Origin of the sequence: Caballeronia sp. NCF2, from assembly GCF_023631205.1 — a bacterium.
GTDB classification, from domain to species: domain Bacteria; phylum Pseudomonadota; class Gammaproteobacteria; order Burkholderiales; family Burkholderiaceae; genus Caballeronia; species Caballeronia zhejiangensis.
This window is the reverse complement of the sequence record NZ_JALQDN010000006.1, coordinates 59528-83770: the sequence shown is the minus strand read 5'-3', so window position 1 is coordinate 83770 and position 24243 is coordinate 59528. Positions and strand designations below refer to the sequence as shown.

Annotated in this window: 22 protein-coding genes; 16 read left to right on the top strand and 6 right to left on the bottom strand. The window is 64.9% G+C overall.

Features of this window, described 5'->3' with window-relative positions; translation table 11 throughout:
• The 10 genes from NCS02_RS03815 to NCS02_RS03770 are packed head-to-tail and all read left to right on the top strand — an operon-like array spanning position 1 to position 9808.
• Positions 1-1644, top strand: a complete 1644-nt coding sequence (locus NCS02_RS03815) for a GspE/PulE family protein (RefSeq protein ID WP_008351022.1) — start codon at positions 1-3, stop codon at positions 1642-1644.
• A gap of 12 nt (positions 1645-1656) precedes the next feature.
• Complete coding sequence (locus NCS02_RS03810; RefSeq protein ID WP_244807783.1) at positions 1657-2499, top strand: hypothetical protein; 843 nt, start codon at positions 1657-1659, stop codon at positions 2497-2499.
• Positions 2496-3260, top strand: a complete 765-nt coding sequence (locus NCS02_RS03805; protein WP_244807782.1) for a hypothetical protein — start codon at positions 2496-2498, stop codon at positions 3258-3260. Before NCS02_RS03810 ends, NCS02_RS03805 begins: the two co-directional genes overlap by 4 nt.
• A complete protein-coding gene (locus NCS02_RS03800; RefSeq protein WP_244807781.1) occupies positions 3257-3781 on the top strand; it encodes a hypothetical protein in 525 nt (174 codons plus the stop codon). The genes NCS02_RS03805 and NCS02_RS03800 overlap by 4 nt, the downstream gene beginning before the upstream one ends.
• Positions 3778-4341, top strand: coding sequence for a hypothetical protein (locus NCS02_RS03795; RefSeq protein ID WP_008351026.1), 564 nt, complete (start codon positions 3778-3780; stop codon positions 4339-4341). The genes NCS02_RS03800 and NCS02_RS03795 overlap by 4 nt, the downstream gene beginning before the upstream one ends.
• Positions 4338-6317, top strand: coding sequence for a secretin GspD/PilQ domain-containing protein (locus tag NCS02_RS03790; RefSeq protein ID WP_244807780.1), 1980 nt, complete (start codon positions 4338-4340; stop codon positions 6315-6317). The genes NCS02_RS03795 and NCS02_RS03790 overlap by 4 nt, the downstream gene beginning before the upstream one ends.
• A gap of 22 nt (positions 6318-6339) precedes the next feature.
• Complete coding sequence (locus NCS02_RS03785; RefSeq protein WP_244807779.1) at positions 6340-6807, top strand: type II secretion system protein; 468 nt, start codon at positions 6340-6342, stop codon at positions 6805-6807.
• Positions 6808-6812: 5 nt separating this feature from the next.
• On the top strand, positions 6813-7190 hold the full coding sequence (locus tag NCS02_RS03780; protein WP_008351031.1) for a type II secretion system protein: 378 nt from the start codon (positions 6813-6815) through the stop codon (positions 7188-7190).
• Positions 7165-7677, top strand: a complete 513-nt coding sequence (locus NCS02_RS03775) for a type II secretion system protein (RefSeq protein WP_008351032.1) — start codon at positions 7165-7167, stop codon at positions 7675-7677. The genes NCS02_RS03780 and NCS02_RS03775 overlap by 26 nt, the downstream gene beginning before the upstream one ends.
• Positions 7678-7729: 52 nt before the next feature.
• On the top strand, positions 7730-9808 hold the full coding sequence (locus tag NCS02_RS03770; protein WP_250522893.1) for a glycoside hydrolase family 19 protein: 2079 nt from the start codon (positions 7730-7732) through the stop codon (positions 9806-9808).
• A gap of 53 nt (positions 9809-9861) precedes the next feature.
• Here NCS02_RS03770 and NCS02_RS03765 read toward each other — a convergent pair whose 3' ends face one another.
• Positions 9862-10701, bottom strand: coding sequence for a lytic transglycosylase domain-containing protein (locus NCS02_RS03765; protein ID WP_250522892.1), 840 nt, complete (start codon positions 10699-10701; stop codon positions 9862-9864).
• A gap of 151 nt (positions 10702-10852) precedes the next feature.
• On the opposite strand from NCS02_RS03765, the gene NCS02_RS03760 reads away from it, so the two are divergent.
• Positions 10853-11713: a 2OG-Fe(II) oxygenase gene (locus tag NCS02_RS03760; RefSeq protein WP_008351040.1), complete on the top strand. Its 861-nt coding sequence runs from the start codon at positions 10853-10855 to the stop codon at positions 11711-11713.
• A 43-nt stretch (positions 11714-11756) separates the two neighbouring features.
• On the opposite strand, the gene NCS02_RS03755 is transcribed toward NCS02_RS03760, so the two are convergent.
• The gene (locus tag NCS02_RS03755) at positions 11757-13295 is read right to left on the bottom strand and encodes a lytic polysaccharide monooxygenase (protein ID WP_250522891.1); all 1539 of its coding nucleotides are present in this window, start codon (positions 13293-13295) and stop codon (positions 11757-11759) included.
• Between the two features lie 319 nt (positions 13296-13614).
• On the opposite strand from NCS02_RS03755, the gene NCS02_RS03750 reads away from it, so the two are divergent.
• The 4 genes from NCS02_RS03750 to NCS02_RS03735 all read left to right on the top strand — a co-directional run bounded on the left by NCS02_RS03750 (position 13615) and on the right by NCS02_RS03735 (position 18366).
• The gene (locus tag NCS02_RS03750; RefSeq protein ID WP_008351043.1) at positions 13615-14133 is read left to right on the top strand and encodes a Csu type fimbrial protein; all 519 of its coding nucleotides are present in this window, start codon (positions 13615-13617) and stop codon (positions 14131-14133) included.
• A gap of 104 nt (positions 14134-14237) precedes the next feature.
• Positions 14238-14963, top strand: a complete 726-nt coding sequence (locus NCS02_RS03745) for a fimbrial biogenesis chaperone (protein ID WP_034472900.1) — start codon at positions 14238-14240, stop codon at positions 14961-14963.
• A gap of 22 nt (positions 14964-14985) precedes the next feature.
• The gene (locus NCS02_RS03740) at positions 14986-17400 is read left to right on the top strand and encodes a fimbria/pilus outer membrane usher protein (protein WP_244807773.1); all 2415 of its coding nucleotides are present in this window, start codon (positions 14986-14988) and stop codon (positions 17398-17400) included.
• A gap of 3 nt (positions 17401-17403) precedes the next feature.
• Positions 17404-18366: a Csu type fimbrial protein gene (locus NCS02_RS03735; protein ID WP_008351048.1), complete on the top strand. Its 963-nt coding sequence runs from the start codon at positions 17404-17406 to the stop codon at positions 18364-18366.
• Between the two features lie 28 nt (positions 18367-18394).
• Here the strand turns inward: NCS02_RS03735 and NCS02_RS03730 are convergent, their stop codons facing one another.
• The 4 genes from NCS02_RS03730 to apbC all read right to left on the bottom strand — a co-directional run bounded on the left by NCS02_RS03730 (position 18395) and on the right by apbC (position 23244).
• Positions 18395-20680, bottom strand: coding sequence for an arginine/lysine/ornithine decarboxylase (locus NCS02_RS03730; protein ID WP_008351050.1), 2286 nt, complete (start codon positions 20678-20680; stop codon positions 18395-18397).
• Between the two features lie 91 nt (positions 20681-20771).
• On the bottom strand, positions 20772-21341 hold the full coding sequence (dcd, locus tag NCS02_RS03725) for a dCTP deaminase (RefSeq protein WP_008351052.1): 570 nt from the start codon (positions 21339-21341) through the stop codon (positions 20772-20774).
• A 161-nt stretch (positions 21342-21502) separates the two neighbouring features.
• A complete protein-coding gene (locus NCS02_RS03720) occupies positions 21503-22036 on the bottom strand; it encodes a superoxide dismutase family protein (RefSeq protein ID WP_008351054.1) in 534 nt (177 codons plus the stop codon).
• A gap of 119 nt (positions 22037-22155) precedes the next feature.
• On the bottom strand, positions 22156-23244 hold the full coding sequence (gene apbC, locus NCS02_RS03715; RefSeq protein ID WP_008351057.1) for an iron-sulfur cluster carrier protein ApbC: 1089 nt from the start codon (positions 23242-23244) through the stop codon (positions 22156-22158).
• Positions 23245-23505: 261 nt separating this feature from the next.
• Here apbC and NCS02_RS03710 point away from each other — a divergent pair, with 261 nt between their 5' ends.
• Positions 23506-24162 carry a YiaD family glycine zipper/OmpA-like lipoprotein gene (locus NCS02_RS03710; RefSeq protein WP_008351059.1) on the top strand — a complete coding sequence of 219 codons (657 nt, stop codon included), beginning with the start codon at positions 23506-23508 and terminating at the stop codon, positions 24160-24162.
• Positions 24163-24243 lie beyond the last annotated feature (81 nt).

The window sequence follows — 24243 nt, the reverse complement described above, 5'->3', positions numbered from 1 at the left end:
ATGGAACAAGCCGCGCACATCGCGCCCGATACGCGCACGCGCCAGCAGCGATTCTGGGACGATGCCGATCACGATCCCGCCGACTATCTGCATAACGTGACGGCGACGCTCGGCCTGCGCGGCTTCGACGCGCAAGCGCTCGAAACGCTCACGCCGCGCTTCGACCTGCTCTCTTTCGGCGACGCGATGTCGCGCAAGTGCCTGCTCGCCGACGACCCCGGCGCGCACTTGTGGCTCGTGCTCGCCGACCCTTTCGACGCCAACATGCGCGCCTGGGCGATGAACCGCGTGAAGAAGCCCTTCGCGTTCGCGTTCTGCGTGCCCGCCGAACTGATGGCGTACCTCGCGCTGCATGAATCGGCGCATCAGGCGCTCACGCAGATCAGCGTCGAGGGCAAGTCGTCGGCGAGCGCCGATGCGGGCGTCGAGATCACGCTCGCCACGCTCGCCGCCGACGTGCATCCCGTGATCCGGCTCGTCAATTCGTCGCTGTACGACGCGCTGCGGGCCCGCGCATCGGATATCCATATCGAAAGCACGGCGGCGGGACTCGTCATCAAATACCGCATCGACGGCGTGCTGCAGGAAACGGCGAGCGCGCCGGGCATCGACACGGCCGAGCAAGTGCTGTCGCGCCTGAAGGTCATGGCCGATCTCGATATCGGCGAGCGGCGCATTCCGCAGGACGGGCGCTTCAAGGCGATCATCAATCAGCGCGAGATCGATTTTCGCGTCTCGATCATGCCGTCGATCCACGGCGAAGACGCCGTGCTGCGCGTGCTCGACAAGCAACGCGGCGAGGCCGGCGCCACCGCGCTGCGGCTCGATTCGATCGGCCACGAGCCGGAGATCGTCGAGGCGATCCGCACGATCGCGCACGAGCCGTACGGTCTCCTGCTCGTGACCGGGCCAACCGGCTCGGGCAAATCGACGACGCTCTACGCGACGCTCACCGAAATCAATACCGGCGACGAGAAGATCATCACGATCGAAGATCCGGTGGAATACGAGTTGCCGGGCGTGCTGCAAATTCCCATCAACGACAAGAAAGGGCTCACGTTCGCGCGCGGCCTGCGCTCGATCCTGCGGCACGATCCGGACAAGATTCTCGTCGGCGAAATCCGCGATGGCGAAACGGCGGGCATCGCCGTGCAGGCAGCGCTGACCGGCCACCTCGTGCTGACGTCCGTCCACGCGAACAACGTCTTCTCCGTGCTCGACCGCTTCCTGCACATGGGCGTCGACATGCACAGTTTCGTCGACGCGCTGCTCGGCGCGGTCGCGCAACGGCTGATGCGCAAGAACTGCCCGCATTGCGTGCGCGACGACGATCCGCCCGACGACGCGCTGCTGCGCGCTTCGGCGCTCACGCGCGAAGAGATCGCCGGCTGGCGTTTCCGCAAAGGCGCGGGCTGCGAGGCGTGCAGGCGCACGGGCTATCTCGGACGTCAGCCGATCGCGGAAGTGCTGCGCCTGAACGATGCGATCAAGCAATGCTTCGTCGAGCGGCGGCCGATCGTCGAGCTGAAGCAACTCGCGTATCAGAGCGGCTTCGTGCCGCTGCGCGGCATCGCGTTGCGCGCGGTCGCCGACGGACGCACGACGCTCGCCGAAGTCAATCGCGTCACGATGGTCGAAGGCTGACGGAGGCGAATCATGTCGCGTTGGTCGGACCATCTCGAAGCGTTGCGCAGCGTCGCGAAGAAGCGGCCGAAGCTGAATGCGCCGTCGATCAAAACGCCCGCATTCATGAGCCGCACGACGATCTGGATCGACGGACGGCACGCCCGCACGTTCGGCGGCGCGCCGATGCCGCTGTCATCGGCGAACGATGTCGCCGCGGCGCTCAAGGCCATCGAAACGCTCGCGCCGAAGCCCGCGAACCTCGGTCTGCATGGGCTGCGCGTGGTGGTCGGCGCACCGTTCGCGCGCTATCACGCGCTGCCGTGGCAGCCGCTGCCGAAACCGCAGGACTGGGTCGCCGCCGCACGCGTGCAGGCCGTGCAGATGGGCGCGGGCACCGAGGCGTGGCGCTACGCCGTCACCGATGGCGCGTGGGAACAGGGACGCCTCGCCGCCGCGATATCGGAGGCGCTGTGCGCGGGCATCGAGCGTCTGTGCAAGACGCGCAAGCTGCAACTGCTCGGCATCGAGCCGGCGTATACCTTCGCGATGCAGAAGCATGCGGCGCGCATCCGCGACGGCGCGATCGCGATCGTCGCGCTGGAGGAAACGGAGCGTGACGCGGCCATCGCGCATATCGGGCTGCGGCGCGGCGGCGGATGGACGGCCTTCATCGCATTGCCGGTGACGCGCACGCGCGAGGGCGCGCTCGATGGCGTGCTGCGCGACGCGTTCGCGCTCTGCGCCGATACGCCGCCCGAACGCCGCTACGTGATTGGACCGGGCGGACCGGGCGGACCGGACGCGCGCGAGCGCTGGTCGGCCGACGCCGCGCTCGTCGAATGGCTGCCCGCGCCCTGGGATGCCGCGACATGAAAGCGCCCGTCATCGACCTGCATCGTCCGAACCGGCCCGGCGCGGCCGTGGGGCTGCTCGCGCTCGTCGTCGGGATCGTCGCGCTGATCGCGGCGATGCAGTATCGCGACGCGCTCAAGGAACAAGGCGAGGCGCTCGACGAACGCGAGGCGACGATCGCGAAGCAGGAAGCGAAGTTTCATGTGATCAGCAACGCGCATCGCGAGTCCGGCGACGCGCGCATGGCGCAGTTGATGGCGCAGCAGCGCTACGCGACGGAACCGGCGCGCGATCTGATCGAAGGCGGATGGCATCCGAATATCGCGCTGCTGTCGCTGGATTTCGTCACCGCGTCGCGGCAGATCAACATGCAGTTCGAGACGCGCTCGGTCCAGGAAGCGATCTCTTACGCCGACTGGCTTCAGGCGCAGCCCGGCGCGGAAAGCGTCGCGATCAAGCGGCAGATTCAGAAGCCGGGACCGCCGGCGCCATCGGTGGAGACGTCGTTGCAGGTCACGTGGAAGGCGTTCGTCGCGCGCCCGGTGGCGGCTTCGGCGGTTGCGGCCGCTGTTTCGGCATCGGCGGCATCGGCGGCGGCTTCGGCGGCATCGGCGGCGGCTTCGGCGGCATCGACGGCGGCTTCGGCGGCATCGACGGCGGCTTCGGCGGCTTCGGCGGCATCGGCGGCATCGGCGGCATCGCCGGCTTCCGCCGCTCCGGCCGCATCGCAAGCGCGGCCCCAGGCGAGCCACGCCGCCCATCCGAGCGGAGCGCGCCGATGAACCGCCTCGTCTGGGAACTGCGGCGCGCGCAGTGGCGGCTCGGCGCCTTCGGGCTGCTCGCGGTACTGCTCATCGCGGGCGCGGCGATCGTCGCGCTGACCGACATCCTGCCCTTGCATCGCGACATCGCGCAGCGTGAGGCCGATCTGAACGCGCGCGCCGTCCATCTGACGCAACCGCCGCCACCCTCGCCCGACGAAGCCGTCGCACCGGTCAGCCCCGAGGAGCGTTATTTCGTGTTCCTGCACAGTCTGCATGCGATCGCGGCGAAGAACGGCATCGCGATTCCGCAGATCACGTATCAGCTCGCCGCGCAGGAGAAGGACGATCCGTCGCTGCGGCGCTATGTCGTCGAGACGACGTTCAGCGCCACTTATCTGCAGTTCCGCGGCTTCATGCACGAACTGCGGACGCTGCCGGGCCTGCGCTGCGAACGGCTCACCCTGTCGCGGCCGAATATCGGCGTGACGCAACTGGAGGTGCGCCTGCAATGCGCGTTTCTCGTGGAAGCAACGAAATGAGCCGGCTCGACCTGCGCACCCTGAAGATCTCGCGTCCGGTGCTGGGGCTGATGTTGGCGGCGCTCGCGCTCGTCGTATTCACGTATTTTCGCGGCGGCGACGATACGGCGCCCGAACCGCAACAGTCAGCGGCGACATCGACGGCGAAGCCCGCCGCGCCCGCTTCCGCGCCGCCGGCGGCGAGCGCAGCCGATATCGTCGCGGCGGCCGGACCCGCGCCCATCGATCTCTTTCCGACGCAGAACTGGCAGCCACCGCCGCCGCCGCCGCCGCCCGAACCGCCCAAGCCGTCGAAGCCGCCGCCGCCGCCCGAGCCGCCGCCGCTGCCGTTCGCGGTTCGCTCGCTCTGGCTCGATCAGCAAGGCGTTTTCTATGTGGTCATTTCCGGCGCGAACCGCGAGTTCCCGCTCTGCATGAACTGCCAGAAGAAGGGCTTCCTGCACAAGGGCGACGTGATGCTGAACGCTTATCGCATCGACGACATCAGCCGCCGCGAAGTCCAGTTCACGTACCTGCCGCTGAAGCGCCGGCAGACGCTGTCGCTTGGAGAACTCAAATGAGCCGGCTCAAAGACGTGACGGTCTGCCTGTTGATTCCGCTCATCGCGGCATGCGCGGGGGATCTGCATCGGCAGGATCTGCAAAACCGGCTCGCGGGCATGCCGCCCGACGCCCAGCTCGAACTGCTCGCGCAGCAAAGCGCGCAGTATCCCGACGATCTGGAAATCAGAAGCTGGTATCTCGCGTTGCGGCGCAGGCTGTCGATGGAATACCTGCAACGCGCGACCGTCGCGTACCGCGCGGGCGACGCGGCGCAGGCGCTCGGCTGGGCGCACAAGGCGCAGCAGGCCGCGCCCGGCGACGACAACCCGCGCGAGATGATCGAGTGGATCGAGCGACAGGCGCCGATCGACGCGGAAGTGCGCTACGCCGAATCGGTGCGTCTGGATCAGCCGCAGGCGGCGCTCTCGGCCGTTATCGACGTGCTCGCGAAGCAGCCCGACAACGCGCGCGCGATCCGGCTGCGCGAAGAACTGCTCGCGCCGAAGGGACAATCGATCGAGCCGAAGCTCAACAAGGACCTCGATCAACCGATCACGGTGCAGTTCCGCGATCAGCCGATCATCAGCATCTTCGAGCTGGTGTCGAACATCACAGGGCTGAACTTCACGTTCGACCGCGAAGTGCAAGCGACCGCGCCGACCACGATCTTCGCGAGCAACACGCCCGTCAAGCAGGTGCTGTCGATGGTGCTCCAGGCCAATCAGCTTTCGAGCAAGATCGTGAGCGGCAATTCGATCCTCATCTACCCGAAGCGGCCCGACAAGGAAACCGAGTACAAGGATCTCGTCGTGCGGACGTTCTATCTGCAGAACTCGACGGCGGCGCAGGTGCTCGGCGTGCTCAAGCAGATGGTCAAGACCCGCGACGCCGTGCTCGACGAGCGCACCAACGCGATCATCATGCGCGACGCGCCGGACACGATCAAAGTGGCGGAGCGCATCATCCGCGCGCTCGACGTGACGCCCGCCGAAGTGGTCATCGACGCGCAGGTGCTCGAAGTGTCGTCGTCCGATCTGCTGAACATGGGTATCCAGTATCCGGACCGCATCACGTTCGGGCTCAAGTCCGGCACGATCGACGACGGCACCACGCTGCCCGACAACACCGTCACGCTCGAACAACTGCATAACCTCAACAGCAGCGACGTGCTGGTGCGGATCGGGCCGGTCGGCATCAACTTTTTGCAGACGCACGGCAAGACGCGCACGCTCGCCAATCCGAGCATCCGCGTGCGCAATCGCGAGAAGGCGAAGGTGCTGATCGGCGACCGGCTGCCCGTCGTCACGACGACGCTCTCCAGCAACTTCAGCTCCGAGAGCGTCAACTATCAGGACGTCGGCCTCACGCTGGAAGTCGCGCCGGTGATCGCCAGTCCCGACGAAGTGCAGGTGAAGCTGCGCATGGAAGTGTCGAATGTCACCGACACGATCACGACGTCGACCGGGCTCGTCGCGTACCAGATCGGCACCCGCACCGCCGAAACCGTGATGAGCGTGCGCAACAACGAAACGCAGATGCTCGCGGGCCTGCTCCAGCGCAACGATCGCAGCTCGGGATCGGGCCTGCCGGGATTGAGCCGCCTGCCGATTTTCGACCGCATCTTCGGCTCGCGCGCCGACGACTCGAAGGAAACCGAACTCGTCTTGCTGCTCACGCCGCGCATCGTGCGCAATCAGGCCGTGCCGACCGGCAACGCGATGCAGTTCGATTCGGGCACGGAAACGCGCATCAGCACCGAGCGCGATGTCGTGACCGGCAACGAGAGCTTGCGTCTGCCGCCGCCGGTCGCCGCCGCGCCGGCGGTCGCGGCCGGTGCGGTCGCCGCAGCCCCGCTGCCCGCTCCGTCGGCTCCATCGGCTCCATCCGTGCCGAACGAGCCGCCGAGCGCGCCGCCCATCGCGATCCTGCCGCCGCCCGCGCCGACGCTTCAGTCAACCGGCGAAGCGCAGCGGCTGCCGCGCGAGCAACCCTGAACCGCGCAGCCGGCCGACGACGATGGAAAGGGGCTTCACGATCATCGAACTGCTGGTCACGCTCGCGATCCTCGCCGCGCTCGCGATGGTCGCCGCGCCCCTCGTGCAGATCGCCGCGCAGCGCAACCGGGAGGACGAGTTCAGGCGCGCGCTGTGGAGCATCCGCGACGCGATCGACGCCTACAAGAAAGCCGGCGACGACGGCAAGATCGACCGTCCCGTCGGCGAGACGGGCTATCCGGCGAAGCTTGCAACGCTCGTCGAAGGCGTCGTCGACAAGACGAGTCCGACGCACGCGCGCATCTACTTTCTGCGCCGCGTGCCGCGCGACCCGATGTGCGACTGCCCGAGCCGCTCCGACGACGCGACCTGGGGCAAGCGCAGCTACGCGAGCCCGCCCGATTCGCCGAGCGAAGGCGACGACGTCTACGACGTCTATTCGCTCTCCGAAGGCACCGGTCTCAACGGCGTTCCCTATCGAAAGTGGTGAGAGCCATGTGGAAGAAGGCGCTGCGCGCATTCACGCTGATCGAGTTGCTGGTCGTGCTGGCGATCATCGCGACCTTGCTCACGCTCGTCGTGCCGCGCTACTTCGGCCAGGCGGACAAGGCGAAGGAAACCGTGCTGCATCAGAACCTCGCCGCGATGCGCGATTCCATCGACCGCTTTCGCGCGGATCAGGGGCGCTATCCGCAATCGCTCGATGAGCTCGTGCAGAAGCGCTATCTGCGCGAGATACCGATGGACCCGGTCGCGGGCAATCGCACCGCATGGACGACCGAGCCGCCCGCCGACGGCACACCCGGCGTCTACAACGTGCGCAGCGGCGCGAAAGGCAAGGGCAAGGATGGCAGCGATTACAGCGCGTGGTGAGCGGCGCGGCGGCGCACGTCGAAAGCGCGAGCGCGGCTTCGGCATGTTGTGGGCGCTGATGTGCGTCGCGCTGATCTCCATCTATCTGATGGCGGTCGGCACCGTATGGACCACGCAAATCCAGCGCGTGAAGGAAGACGAGCTGCTGCGCCGCGGCGACGCGATCCGCCGGGCGATCGAGGCTTACGTCAAGGCCGACAAGAGCGGCGCGTTCCCGAAGCGCTTCGACGATCTGCTGCGCGATCCGCGCGCGTCATACGTGCAGCGCTATCTGCGCGAGGCCTATGCCGATCCGATGACCAACGACGGCCCGTGGCAGGAGATTCGCGGGCCGGACGGCGAGTTATACGGCGTGTACAGCGCATCGAACGAAGCGCCGCTCAAGAAGGACGGATTTTCCGACAGCGATGCGAGCTTCGGGCTGCAGACGAGCATTTCGGAATGGAAGTTCACGTACTACCCGGAAAAGAACATGAGCCGACGGTAGCCGACTTCAATCGTCCGGCGCGCATCCGGACCTTCACGCTGGAGAGACTGAGATGACATCGATTCGAAGAAAGCTGGCATTGCTGCCGGCCGCGCTGATGCTTCAGGCGGGTCTGACGTTCGCGCAGCAGGCCTGGACCGAGGGCACGACCTATTCGGCGGGCACGACAGTCACGTACAACGGACGCGTCTATCAGGCTTTGCAGACGCATACGGCTTATCGCGGCGCGGGATGGAATCCGGCTGCGTCGCCGACGTTGTGGAAGGATGTCGGCGCGGCGGGGACGCCTGCGCCGGCTCCGGCTCCGGCTCCGACGCCTGTGCCGGTTCCTGCTCCGGTTCCGGTTCCGACTCCGACGCCTGTTCCGACGCCCACGCCGACGCCGACGCCGGTTCCGACACCAACGCCGACACCAACGCCAACGCCAACGCCAACGCCAACGCCGACACCAACACCGTCCGGCTGCTACACGGCGTGGTCCGCGAGTCAGGTTTATGCGCAGGCGAACACGCGCGTGACGTACAACGGGCGGAACTATCGAAACAAGTGGTGGACGCAGGGCGACAATCCCGCGCAATCGGGCGCGTATGGCGTGTGGGAAGACCTCGGCGCGTGCAGCGGCGCAACGCCGAGCCCGACGCCCGTTCCTACGCCTGTTCCTACGCCTGTTCCTGCGCCTGTTCCTGCGCCGACGCCTGTTCCGACTCCAACGCCCACGCCGACTCCGGTGCCGGTGCCCACGCCGACGCCGACGCCCGTACCTGTGCCCACTCCGGTTCCGACGCCAACGCCAACGCCAACCCCAACGCCAACGCCAACTCCAACCCCAACGCCAACCCCAACGCCAACGCCAACCCCCGCGTCCTACAAACCTCAAATCACCTACATCCCCGCGCCCGCCGATTACCCGACGCAGGCCCAGTTCAACGCGTCCGAGAAAGCGCTGATCGACCAATCCGGCGGCCAGATCGCGACGCTGCGCGACGCCCTGCGCGTGCTGCCCGACGACGAAGTCAACGCCGTCGTGCCGAAACGCGCCGCCAATCCGTCGAACGTGAAGCGCGTCGAAGCGATCATCCCCGAAGCGAAGTTCGACGCGCTCTTCCCTGTACGCAACATCGCTTATTCGTACGTGAACTTCCTGCGCGGCATCGCTAAATTCCCGGCCTACTGCGGCGACTACACGGACGGACGCGACGCCGACGCCATCTGTCGCAAGCTGCTCGCCACATCGTTCGCGCACTTCGTGCAGGAAACCGGCGCGAACTGGAATTCGCTGACGCCGGCGCAAGCGCGCTCGAACGACGCCGAGCACAACAACCCGGTACTCGCGACGATGCCGCAAAACACGCCGATTCCCTTCTGGCAGCAAGGTCTGTGGTTCCTGCGCGAATCGGGATACACGGAAGGCTCGGCGGTCGGCGCGTATCAGCAGTGCATCCCCGGCTCGCACGCGACGAACTGGATCTTCTATCCGTGCGCGAAGAATGCCTCGGGCAAGTATCTCGACTACTTCGGGCGCGGCGCGAAGCAGCTCTCGTGGAACTACAACTTCGGCCCGTTCTCGCAGGCGCTGTATGGCGACGTCAACATCCTGCTCGACAATCCCGGACGCGTCGCGGATACGTGGCTCAACTTCGCATCCGCGATCTGGTTCGCCGTGACGCCGCAAACGCCCAAGCCGCCGATGACCTGGGCCGTCGACGGAACCTGGAAACCGAACGCCGTCGATATCGGCAACAACATGAAGCCGGGCTTCGGCGCGACGGTGTTCATCATCAACGGCGGGATCGAGTGCGGCGGCGGCGGCGCGGAAAAATCGCAGGTGACGAACCGCATCAACGCGTACAAGGAGTTCACGCGCGAGCTGGGCGTGACCATTCCCGCCGACGAACCGCTCGGCTGCGCCAACATGAAAGGCTTCAACGAACGCTCGGCCGCCGCGATCAAGGCGTATCTCGACAAGGACTATTCGTGGATCAACGGCAAGCCGGCGACGGGATGCAAGCTGGTCGACTATCAGATGCCCTTCTCGCTCATCAATCCGGGCGATTACAAGGCGTGCACGGACTACTTCTTCCGCGGCAAGGTGACATACAACGGCAAGGTCGAAGTCGACAACACGAAGTAAGCGCCGGCGCGTTCCCTCGCGGCAACATCCGCGCGAGGGAACGCGTGAAGCGTTCAGCGCCCGTCGCGATAACGCTCGGCGAGCGTCTTCACGCGCGACACATACGTGCGCGTCTCGTTGTATGGCGGCACGCCGTTGTAGCGATCGACGGCCGCCTCGCCGCTGTTGTACGCGGCCAGCGCGAGATCGAGATTGTTGTTGAAGCGCCTGAGCAGCCACGACAGATACTGCACGCCGCCGCGCATGTTTTGCGCCGCGTCGAACGGATCGCCGACGTTGAAGCGCGTCGCCGTCGCCGGCATCAGTTGCATGAGGCCCTGCGCGCCCGCGCGGGAGATCGCGTTCGCGCGATACGCCGATTCCGCGTGAATCACCGCGCGCACGAGCGCGCTGTCGACGTTGAACGACGCGGCGGCGGCATCGATTTCGCGTCCGTAGGAACGCGTGTCGAGCGCGAGCCCCGCAACGTTGACGTCATCGCCGGGCGAGCACAGATTGCACGTCTCCATGAAACGCAACTCGATGACCGTTACGTTCGCCGCAACGCCGGCCGGTTTCCTGGACACGAAGTGGCGCACGCCGTCTGCGACATAGCTGTAGATGCGCGCCGTGGTCTGACGTCGCGTGAGCGGCGCGGCGGGCGGCGCGGCCGACGCCATCGATGCGGATGACGCTGCAGGCGGCGTCCACTGCCAGTTCATGTTCACGCGGATGCACTTTGCGTTTTCGATGCGCGTGCTGACATACGTGACCGTGTTGTCATCGGACTCGCAGCGCAGCATCGACGCGGCGCGCGCTCGCTCGCCAAGCGCGAGGCATCCGATCGCCAGCAACAAGGCGATCACAGGGCGGCCTTCGATCCTCAACGATGCGCTTCGCATGGCGCGATTCATCCCTCATCCGACACGGCCCGATGCCGCGCCTTGAGAAAGCATAGTTCGCTTTGCGCGAGCCGCGCGGCTGTTTCAATCGCGCCGTTGTTATTCAGATGCTTTTGTGCTTCCATGAAAGGACCGATCGTTTAGTGATACTCGGAAAGCCGCCATGAGCACGATTCCCCGCTTCGATTCGACATGGAAGAACTGGCTCGACGACAACATCCGCCGCGGCTGCACGCATCAGTCGCTGATCGACGCGATGATCGCCGCCGCGTTCCATCCGAACACCGCGCGCCTGCTGCTCGCGCGCCATCTTGCCGGCGACGCGCCTCAAGCCGACGATGAAACATCGCCCGACTATCTCTACGGCACGCCGATGCTGCCGCAGGCGCGCGTGCTGACCGCGAGCGATCGATCCGCGCCCAAGGTGTTCAGCAGCGAACAGCCGGTGATCGCGCTCGTCGCCGACGTGCTCGACGACACCGAATGCGACCGGCTGATCGAGATCGGCCGCGAGCATGTGCAGCGCTCGTCCGTCGTCGATCCGGATTCGGGCAAGGAGATCACCATCGAAGAACGCAGGAGCGAAGGCGCGTTCGTCAATGCATCGACGGATGCGCTCGTCGAAACGATCGACCGAAGGATCGCCGAACTGTTTCGCCAGCCGGTAGAGAACGGCGAGGATCTGCATATCCTTCGATACGGCATGGGCGGCGAATATCGCCCGCATTACGACTACTTCCCCGAAGAGCAGGCCGGCAGCAAACATCACATGCAGCGCGGCGGGCAGCGCATCGCGACGGTCATCCTCTATCTCAACGAAGTCGAGCAAGGCGGCGACACGACGTTTCCGGACATCGGACTCGCGATTCATCCGCGGCGCGGCAGCGCGCTCTATTTCGAATACGTCAACGAACTCGGACAAAGCGATCCGAAAACGCTGCACGCGGGCACGCCCGTCGAAAAAGGCGAGAAGTGGATCGCGACGAAGTGGATCCGGCGCGGGCGTTTTCGCGCTGAAGCATGAGACTTGCGCGACGCCTCGATGCGGGCGCCGCGCTCCCCCTCTCTCATTTGCAGGCTCCGACTTTTTCCCAGGCGCCGTCGGAGTTCGTCGCCGGATCGGCGTTGGCGCTCCACCACTTGTTGCGATAGTTCATGCCGTTGTAGCTGACCGTCGTGCCCGCGGTCGCGTAGGTCTTGCTCGCGCTCCACGGCGCGGCGCACGCGAGCAACGTCTGTCCCGAACACGCGCCCAGGTCCTGCCACGATTTGCCGCTGCCCGAATTGCGCGAGGGATCGTCGGAGTTCTCCCAGCGCGCGCTGTAGTTGCGGCCACTCACCGATACGTTTTCCTTCGCCTTGTAGATCGTGCCCGACTGCCAGGCGATGGCGCATGTCGCGCCTCCTGCGCTGGGTGAGGGGGCGGGGGTTGGTGTCGGCGTTGGCGCCGGTGCGGGCGTAGGTGTTGGCGTTGGCGTTGGCGTTGGCGTGGGCGTGGGCGTTGGCGTTGGCGTTGGCGTGGGCGTGGGCGTGGGCGTTGGCGTTGGCGTTGGCGTGGGCGTGGGCGTTGGCGTTGGCGTTGGCGTTGGCGTGGGCGTTGGCGTGGGCGTGGGCGTGGGCGCAGGTGAAGGCGTCGGCGTAGGTGAAGGCGCGGGTGCCGGCGCGCCGGTGTAATCGACCGCGAAGTTGTAGTCCTGCGGACTGTCGACGTAGATGCGGTTCGCCGACATCGTCTTCTGCGGCACGATGTTGCCGTTGTTGTCGATCAGCCCCAGCCGCACATGCTTCGCATCCGAGTTGACCTTCTGCGCCATCGCATACACCCAGTCCGCAGCGGCCGTCGTCTGCGCCGTCACCGTATAGCTGATCGATTCCAGATCGTGCCCGTCCGCATCGAAGACCCGCAGCGTGATCTTCATGCCCGCCGGTTGATCCAGCGCCGTCGTCGGGATCGGACGCATCTCGCGCCAGGTCGTGCGCGCGCCGTTGATGACCACGTCGCTGCACGCATAGAACGCTTCGGCGCTGTCGTTGCGCTGCCAGATCGTGTAAATGATCCGCCTGCCCGTTTTGCCGGCGGGCAGCTTGCATTGCAGCTTGTAGCGCCCGTTGTCGAGCGTCGCGCTGTTGAGTTCGCAGAACGGCTTGCTGTCGAGATCGGACCATTTCAACGGCTGATTGAAATCGTAGCCGTCCGAGGTCATGTACATCTGGAAGTAGCGCGTGACGTGCGGCGCGGTCGCGTACCAGACGAATGTGTAGTTTCCGCTCAGATCGGCCGAGATCGTCGTGGCCGGCCAGTCGCTTCGGCCGAGATCCAGACCGTAGTAGTTGGTCTTGCCGCCGCTGCACAGATGCCCGTCGGGCACGAAAGCCTTGTGATCGCCATTGGGCAGTTGATTCACGCCAGCCCAGTCGTACAGGAATGATGGCCCCGCCACCGCGACCGCAGCCTTGCACGGCGCCGACGTCGGGCTTTCCGGGCCCTCGAGGTAGCACGAATAGACGCGGCTGATCGGCGTCTCGATCGTACCGTGCGCCGACACCGCACACGGCACGGCCAACGGAAGCAGCACGAACCTCAATTTCCACTTCTCAGCGAACATGACAATCCCCTTTTTTGATTTGCTTCGCATATCTAATTCAAATGGTCGAACCGCGCCCGATCGCTCTTCATTCTAGAAGGCGCAATCGGGATGAGTTAGCACGAAGATGCTCCGTGCCGGCAGCCAGTGATTCGCGGCACGCATCAATCTCAATAACGCCCGCGACATAACCACAACAAGCGAAACACCGCGCCTGCCTATCTCAATTAAGAGTCGTCTCATTCAGTCTTAGTCGCGTATTCCCTATGATTCATCCATGTCCTCGCGACGCCAGCGCGATTCAGCATCAGTCATCTTTTCGATCTCAGGAGTGTTCCTCATGCGTAACCTGTTCAAGAAAGCCGCCGTCATTGCCATCGTTGCAAGCGCCGCCACGCTCGGCGCCGTCGGTTCGCAGAATGCATTCGCCGCCACGAGCAAGACCGCGACTTTCGACGTCACGCTGACGGTTCAGGACGATTGCTCGATCGCCGCCAATCCGCTCGATTTCGGCAGCACCGGCGTGCTCACGCAGAACATCGATCAGAACGCCAGCCTGTCGGTCACCTGCACCAAGGGCACGCCCTACACCGTCGCCCTCGACGCGGGCACGGCCACCGGTTCGGCCATATCGGATCGCAAGATGGGCAACGCAGCAGGCGACGCATTCGTCTCGTTCAACCTGTATCGCGATATCGCCCGCACGCAGGTCTGGGGCAACACGGCGGACACCGACACGGTCGCGGGCACCGGCGACGGCGGCGCGCAAACCATCCCGGTCTATGGCCGCGTGCCGACGCAGAACACGCCCGCGGCTGGCGCGTATTCGTCGACCATCACCGCGACGGTCGTGTTCTAAACCTCGCATCGCGCTGCAAGCATCTCGCACTCAGCGCGACGCTTGCTTGTTCGCAGATAAATCTATATCAATGGGATAGTCGGGATGACATAAGGAGACCGACGATGCCCACCTTGCTACCGCGCGTCTGCGCGGTTTTTCTCTTTCTGCAATGCTCCGCGACGCTCGCCGCTTCATTGCAAATCTCCCCGGTAACGATCCAGCTCACTGCCGCGGAGAACGGCAAAGTCATCAACCTGAGCAACGGCGGCGACGAACCGATCCACGCTCAAGTGCGCGCGTTCGTCTGGGATCAGGCCGATGAACAGGACAAGCTGACGCCGACGCGCGAGATCGTCGCGAGCCCGCCTATCGCCGAAGTGGCCGCGGGCGGACAGCAGGTCATCCGCGTGATTCGCGCGAGCATGGAGCCGTTGCAGCAGGAGCGCGCGTATCGTCTGCTCATCGATGAATTGCCGCCGGAAGGCGCTACCGCCGGTGCAAACGTTCAGTTTCGCTTTCGATATTCTGTACCACTATTTATTTCGCCAGCCGGTGAAGCGGGCAAGCCGAAGCTGCAATGGAGCATCGTCGAGAGAAACGGCAAGCCGTTTCTGCTCGTCTCGAACAGCGGGGCGATCCATGCGCAGTTGAGCGCGGTATCGCTGAAAAACGGCGGCGCGGACATTCCGATTTCCGCGGGCCTGCTCGGCTACGTCCTGCCGGGCCGCGTGCGCGCGTGGGCGCTGCCCGCCGCCGCGAGCGCCTTGCGCGGCAAGCCGGCGGACGTCGCGGCGACGGTCAACGGCTCGGCCGTCACGGAGCGGCTCGGCGAGAGCGGCGGACCTTGATCGCTTGCGCATCGCCGCGAGCATGTCCTCGTCCGCCGACACTGCCAGGAAGACGCCGGGCCGGAAAGCTCGCGTCGCGCTGACGCTCGTTCTCGTGTCGGAAGCGGCGATCGCGCAGGTCGACATCACCGGCGGCGGCTCGCCCGCCGAACTGCCGAGCCTCTCGGGCGCAGCGCGCGGGGAGCCCTTCGGCGCGTTCGCCGAAACGAATCAGCAACTCGTGCTCGAGATCGTCATCAACGGAACGAATCTCGGCGAGCCGTCGGAGTTCGAACTGCGTCACGGCCAACTTTATGCCGAGCCGCACACGCTCGGAGCCGCGGGCATCCGCGTGAGCGATCTCAAACCGGACGCCGATGGCTGGCTCGCGCTGTCGTCGATTCCCGGCTTGCGCGCGACGTATGCGCCCGCGCGCCAGCAGGCGATTCTCGACGTCGACGAAGCGCGCCAGACCACACGCAAGATCGGCTACACGCTGCCGGTCACGCCGAAGGCGACGTCAGGCACCGGCTTCCTGATGAACTACGACGTGAGTTACACGCGCGAATACGGCGAGGACAGCGAAAACAGCATCGGCGTGTGGAGCGAGCAGCGCCTCTTCACGCCCTTCGGCGTGTTCGACAACACCGGCACCTGGATCAACGCGGACGGCGGCTCGAACCGATACACGCGGCTCGACACGAACTGGAGCTACTCGAATCCCGCGAAACTTTTCACGATGACGGTCGGCGATTCGGTATCGGGATCGCTGCCGTGGTCGCGCTCCGTGCGCTTCGGCGGATTCCAGATCCAGCGCGACTTCACGCTGAGGCCCGACCTCATCACGTTTCCCCTGCCGATGTTCTCCGCCTCGGCCGCCGTGCCTTCCGCCGTCGATCTCTACGTCAACGGCCTGCGCCAGTACAGCGGCGAAGTCGCGCCCGGGCCGTTCCAGATCGCGCAGGCGCCGAGCCTGAACGGCGCGGGCGTCGCGCAAATCGTCGTCACCGATGCGCTCGGTCGCCGCGTCACGACGAGCGTGCCGCTCTATATCGATGCGCGGCTCTTGTCGAAGGGATTGTTCAACTATTCGTTCGAACTCGGCTTCCTGCGCGACAACTACACGGTCGAGTCTTTCGACTACGAGCGTTCGCCCATCTATAGCGGCGTGTTCAGCTATGGCGTCAGCGACTGGCTGACCTTGCAGGCGCACGCCGAAGGCGGCCAGGGACTCGTCAACGGCGGCGCGGGCGCGGTCATCGGCACCGGCGGCTTCGGCGTGTTCAGCACGGCGGCGGCCGCGAGCAAGGTCGACGGTATGACCGGTTCGCTCTACAGCCTCGGCTATCAGTACATCGGGCCGAAGTTTTCCGTCAGTCTGCAGGGCACGCAGGCGTCGAGCGGCTATCGCGATGTCGCGTCGCTTACGGGCACGTCGACGTTTCAGCATGTCTATCAGGCGACGGCGTCGGTTTCGTTCCTGCGCACGCAATCGGCGACGATGAGCTATGTCGATTTCGAGGACAGCTTTTCCGGGCACGCGCGCGTCCTCACGCTCGCGTACAACGCGCAGTTCGGGCGGCGCTGGTCGCTCTTCGCGACGGCGTACCGCGACTTCCTGCAGAAGAACGTGTGGGGCGGATCGATCGGCGTGACGGTCGCGCTCGGCGGCAACATGGCGGTCAGCACGACGCTCGCGCAATCGGGCGGCCACTCGACGGCGGACGTCACCGCGTCGCGTCCGGCCGATTTCAGCGGCGGATGGGGCTGGACGGTGCAGGCGGGCGCGGGCGCGGATTATCGGCATGGGTTCGCGGGCGCGAACTATCGTGCGAGCTTCGGGGAATTCCAGGCGACGGCGCAGCGCTTCAACGGCACGACGACGGGCACCGCCGAGATGACCGGCGCAATCGCCATCATGGACGGCGCGGTGCTGCCCGCGCGCACGATCACGGATGGCTTCGCGCTCGTCTCCACCGACGGCGTCGCGGGCGTGCCGGTGAGCCAGGAGAACCGCAAGGTCGGCGTCACGAATTCGGGCGGCCATCTGCTGGTGCCGGATCTGCAGTCGTATCAGCGCAATCAGATCGCGATCGATCCGCTCGCCTTGCCCGCCGATGCGCGTATCGAAACGACGAAGCTCAACGTCGCGCCCGAACGGCGCTCGGGCGTGCTCGCGCGCTTCGGGATGTCGCGGTATCAGGGCGCGTCGGTGAGTTTCGTCGATGCGGGCGGCGCGCCGATCAAGGAAGGCGCTGCCGCGACCAACGAGAGCACGGGCGAAACGGCGATCGTCGGCTTCGACGGCCTCGCGTTCTTCAACAAGCTCGACGCCGCCAACACGGTGACGATTCGCGGACACGGCGCGAGCTGTTCCGCGCAGGTGCCGTTCGACGCCGCGTCGTCACACGAGTTGCCGCAGATCGGGCCGTTCGTCTGTCGCGGCAACGGAGGATGAATCATGCGAACGCGATCGTGGATACGAAGAGGCGCGGTCATCGTCGTCGCGATGTTTGCGCTGCTCGCGCTGCCGAAAGCGTCGCGGGCGCAGATGTGTTCGTTTTCCGTCGGCTACACGGATTTCGGCGAATACGACACGACCTATTCGGAGCCGACGGAGGTCGTCGGCGCGGTCATCATGTATTGCACCGGCTACACGACGCCGATGGTGCGCATGTGCCTGAACATCAGCACGACGTCGCCGCGCGTGCTGACCGGCCCGAACGGCGCGACGCTCGACTACAACCTATACGTCGATCCGGATCATGTGAGCGTGTGGGGCTCGATTCTCAACCCGTCGACGACGCCGTACATCATCGACCTGCCCGTGCATCCGAGCGGCAAGGTGTGGGCACAGGAGCCGTTCTACGGGCGGATTCCGCCGAATCAGCAGGTCGGATTGGGGACGTACACGCAGACGTTCACCGCCGCCGACACGTATTTCGTCTATGTGGGCTACAGCGGCACGCCGCCGAGTTGCAGCACGGCGACCGCGCCGTACAAGTCGGCGGCGTTCAACGTATCGGTCAACGTGGCGAACAACTGCAACATCTCCGCGACGCCGATGGCGTTCGGCACGCAGAGTTCTTTTCAGGAGCCGCTCGAGGCGACGAGCCGCATCACCGCGACCTGCACGTCGGGCGCGTCGTACAACATTGCGCTGAACGGAGGCACGTCGGACGGCGGCGCGATCACTGGGCGCAAGCTCACACGGGTGGGTGGGACCGAGACAATCGACTATCAGCTGTACATCGACCCTTCGCATACCGTCCCGTGGGGCGACGGCACGTCCGGGACTGTGATGGGCAACGGCGTCGGTACGGGCGTCGCCTACACCTTCACCGTCTATGGGCAAGTGCCTGCGCAATCGGCCCCACGGCCCGGCCCCTATCGCGACACGATCACCGCATTCATTATTTTTTGATGCGGCTCGTGATCGCCACGGCGTGCACTCAATCCCGCACGCAATCCACGAAATACTCGATCCGTCCGTTGATCATCTCGCCGACCAGCCCGTGAATATCCGTATGGAATCCCGGGAAGCGCTCGTTGAACTCGCGCGCGAAACGCAGGTAATCCACGATCGTGCGATTGAAACGCTCGCCCGGAATCAGCAACGGAATGCCCGGCGGATACGGCGTCAAAAGAATCGACGTCACGCGTCCTTCCAGTTCGTCGATAGGCACGCGATCGATCTCGCGGTGCGCGAGCTTCGCGAACGCCTCGGACGGCTTCATCGCCGGCTCCATGCTCGACAGATACATCTCCGTCGTCAGGCGCGCGATGTTGTTCGCGCGATAGACGCTGTGAATCTGCTCGCATAGATCGCGCAGACCGATGCGCTCGTAAGACGGATGCTGCGCGACGAACTCCGGCAGCACGCGCCACAGCGGCTGATTGTTGTCGTAGTCGTCCTTGAACTGCTGAAGCTCCGTGACCATCGAGTTCCAGCGGCCCTTCGTGATGCCGATCGTGAACATGATGAAGAACGAGTAAAGCCCCGTCTTCTCCACGATGATGCCGTGCTCCGCCAGATACTTCGTCACGATCGCGGCCGGAATGCCGGTCTCGCCGAATTCGCCGTCGACGTCGAGTCCCGGCGTGATGATCGTCGCCTTGATCGGATCGAGCATGTTGAAGCCTTCCGCGAGCGCGCCGAAACCGTGCCAGCGGTCGTTGGGCTTCAGCACCCAGTCCTCGCGATCGCCGATGCCCTCTTCCGCCAGCGCGTCCGGGCCCCAGACCTTGAAGAACCAGTCGTCGCCGTATTCGGCATCGACCTTGCGCATCGCGCGGCGGAAATCGACCGCTTCCGCAATCGACTCCTCGACGAGCGCCTCGCCGCCCGGCGCTTCCATCATCGCGGCCGCGACGTCGCACGACGCGATGATCGCGTATTGCGGCGACGTGGACGTGTGCATCAGATACGCCTCGTTGAAACGATGACGGTCGAACGTGCTGTTCTCGCTGTCCTGCACGAGAATCTGCGACGCCTGCGAAATGCCCGCGAGCAGTTTGTGCGTGGAGTGCGTCGCGAACACGAGCGCGCCCGTGCGCGGACGGCCCGCGCCGATCGCGTGCATGTCCTGATAGAACGAGTGGAACTCGGCGTGCGGCAGCCAGGCTTCGTCGAAGTGCAGCGTGTCGAGCATGTCGCCGAGCAGATCCTTGATCATCTCGACGTTGTAGATCACGCCGTCGTACGTGCTCTGCGTGATCGTCAGAATGCGCGGCTTGATCTTCGGGTTCTTCGCCAGCGCCTCGCGCGCGAACGGATTCGCCTCGATCTTCCTGCGGATATTCTCCGGCTTGAACTCGTCGCGCGGAATCGGTCCGATGATGCCGAAGTGATTGCGCGTCGGCGTGAGGAACACGGGGATCGCGCCCGTCATCGTGATCGCGTGCAGGATCGACTTGTGGCAGTTGCGATCGACCAGCACGATATCGCCCGGCGCGACGGTCGCATGCCACACGATCTTGTTCGACGTCGACGTGCCGTTGGTCACGAAGAAGAGATGATCCGCGCCGAAGATGCGCGCCGCGTTACGCTCCGACGCCGCGACCGGGCCGGTGTGATCCAGCAGCTGACCCAGTTCCTCGACCGCGTTGCAGACGTCCGCGCGCAGCATGTTTTCGCCGAAGAACTGATGGAACATCTGCCCGAGCGGATTCTTCAGGAATGCCACGCCGCCCGAGTGCCCCGGACAGTGCCACGAATACGAGCCTTCGTCCGCGTACTGCACGAGCTCCTTGAAGAACGGCGGCGCGAGCGCATCGAGATACACCTTCGCCTCGCGGATGATGTGACGCGCCACGAACTCCGGCGTGTCCTCGAACATGTGGATGAAGCCGTGCAGTTCGCGCAGGATGTCGTTCGGCAGATGGCGCGACGTGCGCGTTTCGCCGTACAGGAAGATGGGGATATCGGCGTTGCGCTTGCGCACCGCGGTGATGAACGCGCGCAAGGCGACGATGGCCGTCGCCAGTTCCGGCGTATCGCCTTCTACGACGACGTTGTCCGCGTAAGGCAGCAATTCCTCGTCGTCGATCGACAAAATGAAACACGATGCGCGGCTCGACTGCTGCGCGAACGCGGCGAGATCGCCGTAACTCGTCAGGCCGAGGACTTCGGCGCCTTCCTTTTCGATCGCTTCTGCGAGCGCCCGGATGCCGGAACCCGAAATGTTTTCGGAGCGAAAGTCTTCGTCGATGATGACGACGGGGAAGCGGAACTTCATGGGGCGAATCTCCAAATGGAAACGACCGCTGCCCGAGTCGCAATCTCGGGGCCAGCGGTCTTTCGACAAGCTTGTAACGTGCGTGGTTCGATCAGGTTTTCGGCAGCGTCACGCCGTGCTGACCTTGGTACTTCCCGCCGCGATCGGCATACGACGTCTCGCACATTTCATCGCTTTCGAAGAACAGGACTTGGGCGACGCCCTCGTTCGCGTAGATTTTGGCAGGCAAAGGTGTCGTATTCGAGAATTCGAGCGTGACGTAACCTTCCCATTCCGGCTCGAACGGCGTCACGTTCACGATGATCCCGCAGCGTGCATACGTCGACTTGCCGAGGCACACCGTGAGGCACGAACGCGGAATGCGGAAATACTCGACCGTGCGCGCGAGCGCGAAAGAATTCGGCGGAATGATGCAGACATCGCCCTTGAAGTCGACGAACGATTTCTCGTCGAAGGCTTTCGGATCGACGATGGTGGAATTGATGTTCGTGAAGATCTTGAATTCGTCGGCGACGCGAATGTCGTAGCCGTAGCTCGACGTGCCGTAGCTCACGATCTTGCGGCCGTCCTCGGCCACGCGCACCTGATCGCGCACGAACGGCTCGATCATCTTGTGCTCTTCGGCCATGCGGCGAATCCACTTATCGGATTTGATGCTCATAGGGGACGCTACTCAACGGTGAACGGCTCGGTCTCGCGACCGCCGCCTGCGGTGAAACGGGGCATGGCCGGCGGCGGTTCTCGCCGCGCGGGCCAAACGAAAGCGGGTATTTTACGCGAAGCGCGCCGCCGCGCCGGGCGCTTCGCATGCCGCCGCAGCAGCTACCGCCGGATCACGCCGCAAGCGAGCGCGGGTCCGACGTTGTGCGGCGCGCTCGCGTACGGGTCGAGCGCTTCGCGGTGCAGCATGATCGCGCGCGAAATGATCGAGCGCACGCCGTCGAGCGAGACATCTGTCGCGACGATGAAGCCCGTCGCCGCGCCGGTTGCGTCCGCGTGGATGTTGCCGAGCTCGCCTTCGAGACGCGATGACGTTCGTCTGCGATCCGAAGGCAGCGCGAACACCGGACTCGCGTCCGGCCCGTTGACCGCGATGCAGTCGCCGCGCTCGTGAACGGTCAGCGCGTGATCGCTGTTCGGCGGCATGTCGGTGAGGCTGTAGGAAACCTGCACGCCGTCCGCGCGCTCGATCAGCGTGACGGTGCCGCGCGTGGCGTTGCCGGGCGTTGGATTCAAAACGGCGTCCGCGCGCTTTTCGTGATTCTGGAAGATGAGGCCGCAACCGCTCAGCATGACGCTGCAAGCGGCCATCGCGATCGAGGCGTAAAGCGCCCTTCCGTCGAATCTGTGTCTCATGCGATCCTCTCGGCGGCCCGCCGACGCCCCGTGCGTCCGCGCTGCCGCGCATCGAAGGCGACATGATACCGCGAGCCGCATCGCACAAGGCTCGCGCCGATTCGATCGCTTATTCGAAATCAGGTGTTCTGCACGACGATGCTCGGAAACTTCGAGGTCATGTCGCGCTGGCGCTCCGCAATCGAAATGGCGACGCGGCGCGCGATGGCGCGATACGTCTCCGCGATGCGGCTGTCCGGCTGCGACACGACGGTCGGCTGGCCCGCGTCGGTGCGCTCGCGAATGGCGATATCGAGCGGCAGGGAACCGAGCACTTCGACGCCGTATTCCTTCGCCATGCGCTCGCCGCCGCCTGCGCCGAAGATGTGCTCTTCGTGACCGCAGTTCGAGCAGATATGCGTGCTCATGTTCTCGACGATGCCGAGAATCGGAATCCCGACCTTCTCGAACATCTTCAAGCCCTTCTTCGCGTCGAGCAGCGCGATGTCCTGCGGCGTCGTGACGATCACCGCGCCCGTCACCGGCACTTTCTGCGATAGCGTGAGCTGGATGTCGCCGGTGCCCGGCGGCATGTCGACGACGAGGTAATCGAGATCCTTCCAGTTCGTCTGACGCAGCAATTGTTCGAGCGCGGACGTGACCATCGGGCCGCGCCAGACCATCGGATTGTCCTGCTCGATCAGAAAGCCAATGGAGTTCGCCTGAATGCCGTGGCCTTCGAGCGGATTCATCGTCTGATTGTCAGGCGATTCCGGACGGCCGGTGATGCCGAGCATCATCGGCAGCGAGGGACCGTAGATGTCCGCGTCCAGCATGCCGACCGACGCGCCTTCGGCCGCGAGCGCGAGCGCGAGATTCGTCGCCGTCGTGCTCTTGCCGACGCCGCCCTTGCCGGACGCCACCGCGATGATGTTCTTGACGTTCGGCAGCAGCTTCACGCCGCGCTGCACGGCATGCGCGACGACCTGCGACGAAACATCCACGGTCACGTTCGCGACGCCCGCGATCTGACGCAGCGCGCCTTCCACCATTTCGCGGATCGCACCGAACTGCGATTTCGCCGGATAGCCGAGCACGACACTCACCGCGACGTTCGCGCCGTCGACGGATACGTTGCGAATGCTTTTCAGATCAACCAGCTTGCGGTTGGTGTTCGGATCGGTCAGTGTGGCGAGTGCGGCGTCGATCTTCGCGCGGTCAATACTCATCGAGACTCCATGGAACGATTGTTGCTGGCGCCCAGCGGCGCACGGAACACTCTGAGGAAATTGAAAGTAATTGTTAGCGCCGTTGCGTTGTAACGCTTACGCATTGCACTATCCCGCTGCAAATCTTTCCGGGGACGCATCCCACCGGGCAGTCGGGCGCTTTTCTCATTATTGTAGAGGCTCGCCCGGAGGCTCGTCCGAAGACCCTTTCGCACTGTCGGCGCATGCGCCGAACGCTTGTTGAATCAAAGGAGATCGTAGATGAATACTAAGTTGATGACCCGCCTGTCCGTCGTTGCCCTGGTGGGCGCGCTTCTCGCCGGCTGTCAAACGCAGCAGGGCACCAACACCGCAGTCGGCACCGGCGCGGGCGCCGCGACCGGCGCGGCGATCGGCGCGATCTTCGGCGGCGGCAAGGGCGCGGCGATCGGCGCGGCAGCCGGCGCGGCGACGGGCGGTATCGTCGGCTACAACTGGCAGTCGATCAAGAACAAGATCTCGGGCGACTCGAAGGGCACGGGCACGCAAGTGACCGAGCAGCAGGACGGCTCGCTGAAGGTGAACATTCCGAACTCGATTTCGTTCGACACGAACAGCTACGCGATCAAGCCGTCGTTCGATCCGGTGCTGAACTCCGTCACGCAGACGATGCAGCAGCATCCGGAGCTGATCGCGAGCGTGGTCGGCCATACGGATAACACGGGTCAGGCGGCTTACAACCAGACGCTGTCGCAGAATCGCGCGCAGAGCGTCGCGTCGTACATTTCGACGCACGGCGTCGCGGCGCAGCGTCTCGCGGCATCGGGCATGGGCCAGACTCAGCCGATCGCGGACAACTCGACGGAAGCCGGCCGCGCGCAGAATCGTCGCGTGGAGATCTATCTGCGTGCGACCGCGCAGCCCGGACAAGTGCAGTAAGCGTCTGATTATAAAGGAGAATATGCCGCCGCGAGGGCGGTGGCACGAGCGGCAATTAGTCGTCTGAAAAAAATTTGAAAC

Excerpts from the sequence above, each read along its gene's own strand:
- NCS02_RS03815 (WP_008351022.1), top strand. The coding sequence starts at position 1 with ATGGAACAAGCCGCGCACATCGCGCCCGATACGCGCACGCGCCAGCAG.
- NCS02_RS03810 (WP_244807783.1), top strand. The coding sequence starts at position 1,657 with ATGTCGCGTTGGTCGGACCATCTCGAAGCGTTGCGCAGCGTCGCGAAG.
- NCS02_RS03805 (WP_244807782.1), top strand. The coding sequence starts at position 2,496 with ATGAAAGCGCCCGTCATCGACCTGCATCGTCCGAACCGGCCCGGCGCG.
- NCS02_RS03800 (WP_244807781.1), top strand. The coding sequence starts at position 3,257 with ATGAACCGCCTCGTCTGGGAACTGCGGCGCGCGCAGTGGCGGCTCGGC.
- NCS02_RS03795 (WP_008351026.1), top strand. The coding sequence starts at position 3,778 with ATGAGCCGGCTCGACCTGCGCACCCTGAAGATCTCGCGTCCGGTGCTG.
- NCS02_RS03790 (WP_244807780.1), top strand. The coding sequence starts at position 4,338 with ATGAGCCGGCTCAAAGACGTGACGGTCTGCCTGTTGATTCCGCTCATC.
- NCS02_RS03785 (WP_244807779.1), top strand. The coding sequence starts at position 6,340 with ATGGAAAGGGGCTTCACGATCATCGAACTGCTGGTCACGCTCGCGATC.
- NCS02_RS03780 (WP_008351031.1), top strand. The coding sequence starts at position 6,813 with ATGTGGAAGAAGGCGCTGCGCGCATTCACGCTGATCGAGTTGCTGGTC.
- NCS02_RS03775 (WP_008351032.1), top strand. The coding sequence starts at position 7,165 with ATGGCAGCGATTACAGCGCGTGGTGAGCGGCGCGGCGGCGCACGTCGA.
- NCS02_RS03770 (WP_250522893.1), top strand. The coding sequence starts at position 7,730 with ATGACATCGATTCGAAGAAAGCTGGCATTGCTGCCGGCCGCGCTGATG.
- NCS02_RS03765 (WP_250522892.1), bottom strand. The coding sequence starts at position 10,701 with ATGAATCGCGCCATGCGAAGCGCATCGTTGAGGATCGAAGGCCGCCCT.
- NCS02_RS03760 (WP_008351040.1), top strand. The coding sequence starts at position 10,853 with ATGAGCACGATTCCCCGCTTCGATTCGACATGGAAGAACTGGCTCGAC.
- NCS02_RS03755 (WP_250522891.1), bottom strand. The coding sequence starts at position 13,295 with ATGTTCGCTGAGAAGTGGAAATTGAGGTTCGTGCTGCTTCCGTTGGCC.
- NCS02_RS03750 (WP_008351043.1), top strand. The coding sequence starts at position 13,615 with ATGCGTAACCTGTTCAAGAAAGCCGCCGTCATTGCCATCGTTGCAAGC.
- NCS02_RS03745 (WP_034472900.1), top strand. The coding sequence starts at position 14,238 with ATGCCCACCTTGCTACCGCGCGTCTGCGCGGTTTTTCTCTTTCTGCAA.
- NCS02_RS03740 (WP_244807773.1), top strand. The coding sequence starts at position 14,986 with ATGTCCTCGTCCGCCGACACTGCCAGGAAGACGCCGGGCCGGAAAGCT.
- NCS02_RS03735 (WP_008351048.1), top strand. The coding sequence starts at position 17,404 with ATGCGAACGCGATCGTGGATACGAAGAGGCGCGGTCATCGTCGTCGCG.
- NCS02_RS03730 (WP_008351050.1), bottom strand. The coding sequence starts at position 20,680 with ATGAAGTTCCGCTTCCCCGTCGTCATCATCGACGAAGACTTTCGCTCC.
- dcd (WP_008351052.1), bottom strand. The coding sequence starts at position 21,341 with ATGAGCATCAAATCCGATAAGTGGATTCGCCGCATGGCCGAAGAGCAC.
- NCS02_RS03720 (WP_008351054.1), bottom strand. The coding sequence starts at position 22,036 with ATGAGACACAGATTCGACGGAAGGGCGCTTTACGCCTCGATCGCGATG.
- apbC (WP_008351057.1), bottom strand. The coding sequence starts at position 23,244 with ATGAGTATTGACCGCGCGAAGATCGACGCCGCACTCGCCACACTGACC.
- NCS02_RS03710 (WP_008351059.1), top strand. The coding sequence starts at position 23,506 with ATGAATACTAAGTTGATGACCCGCCTGTCCGTCGTTGCCCTGGTGGGC.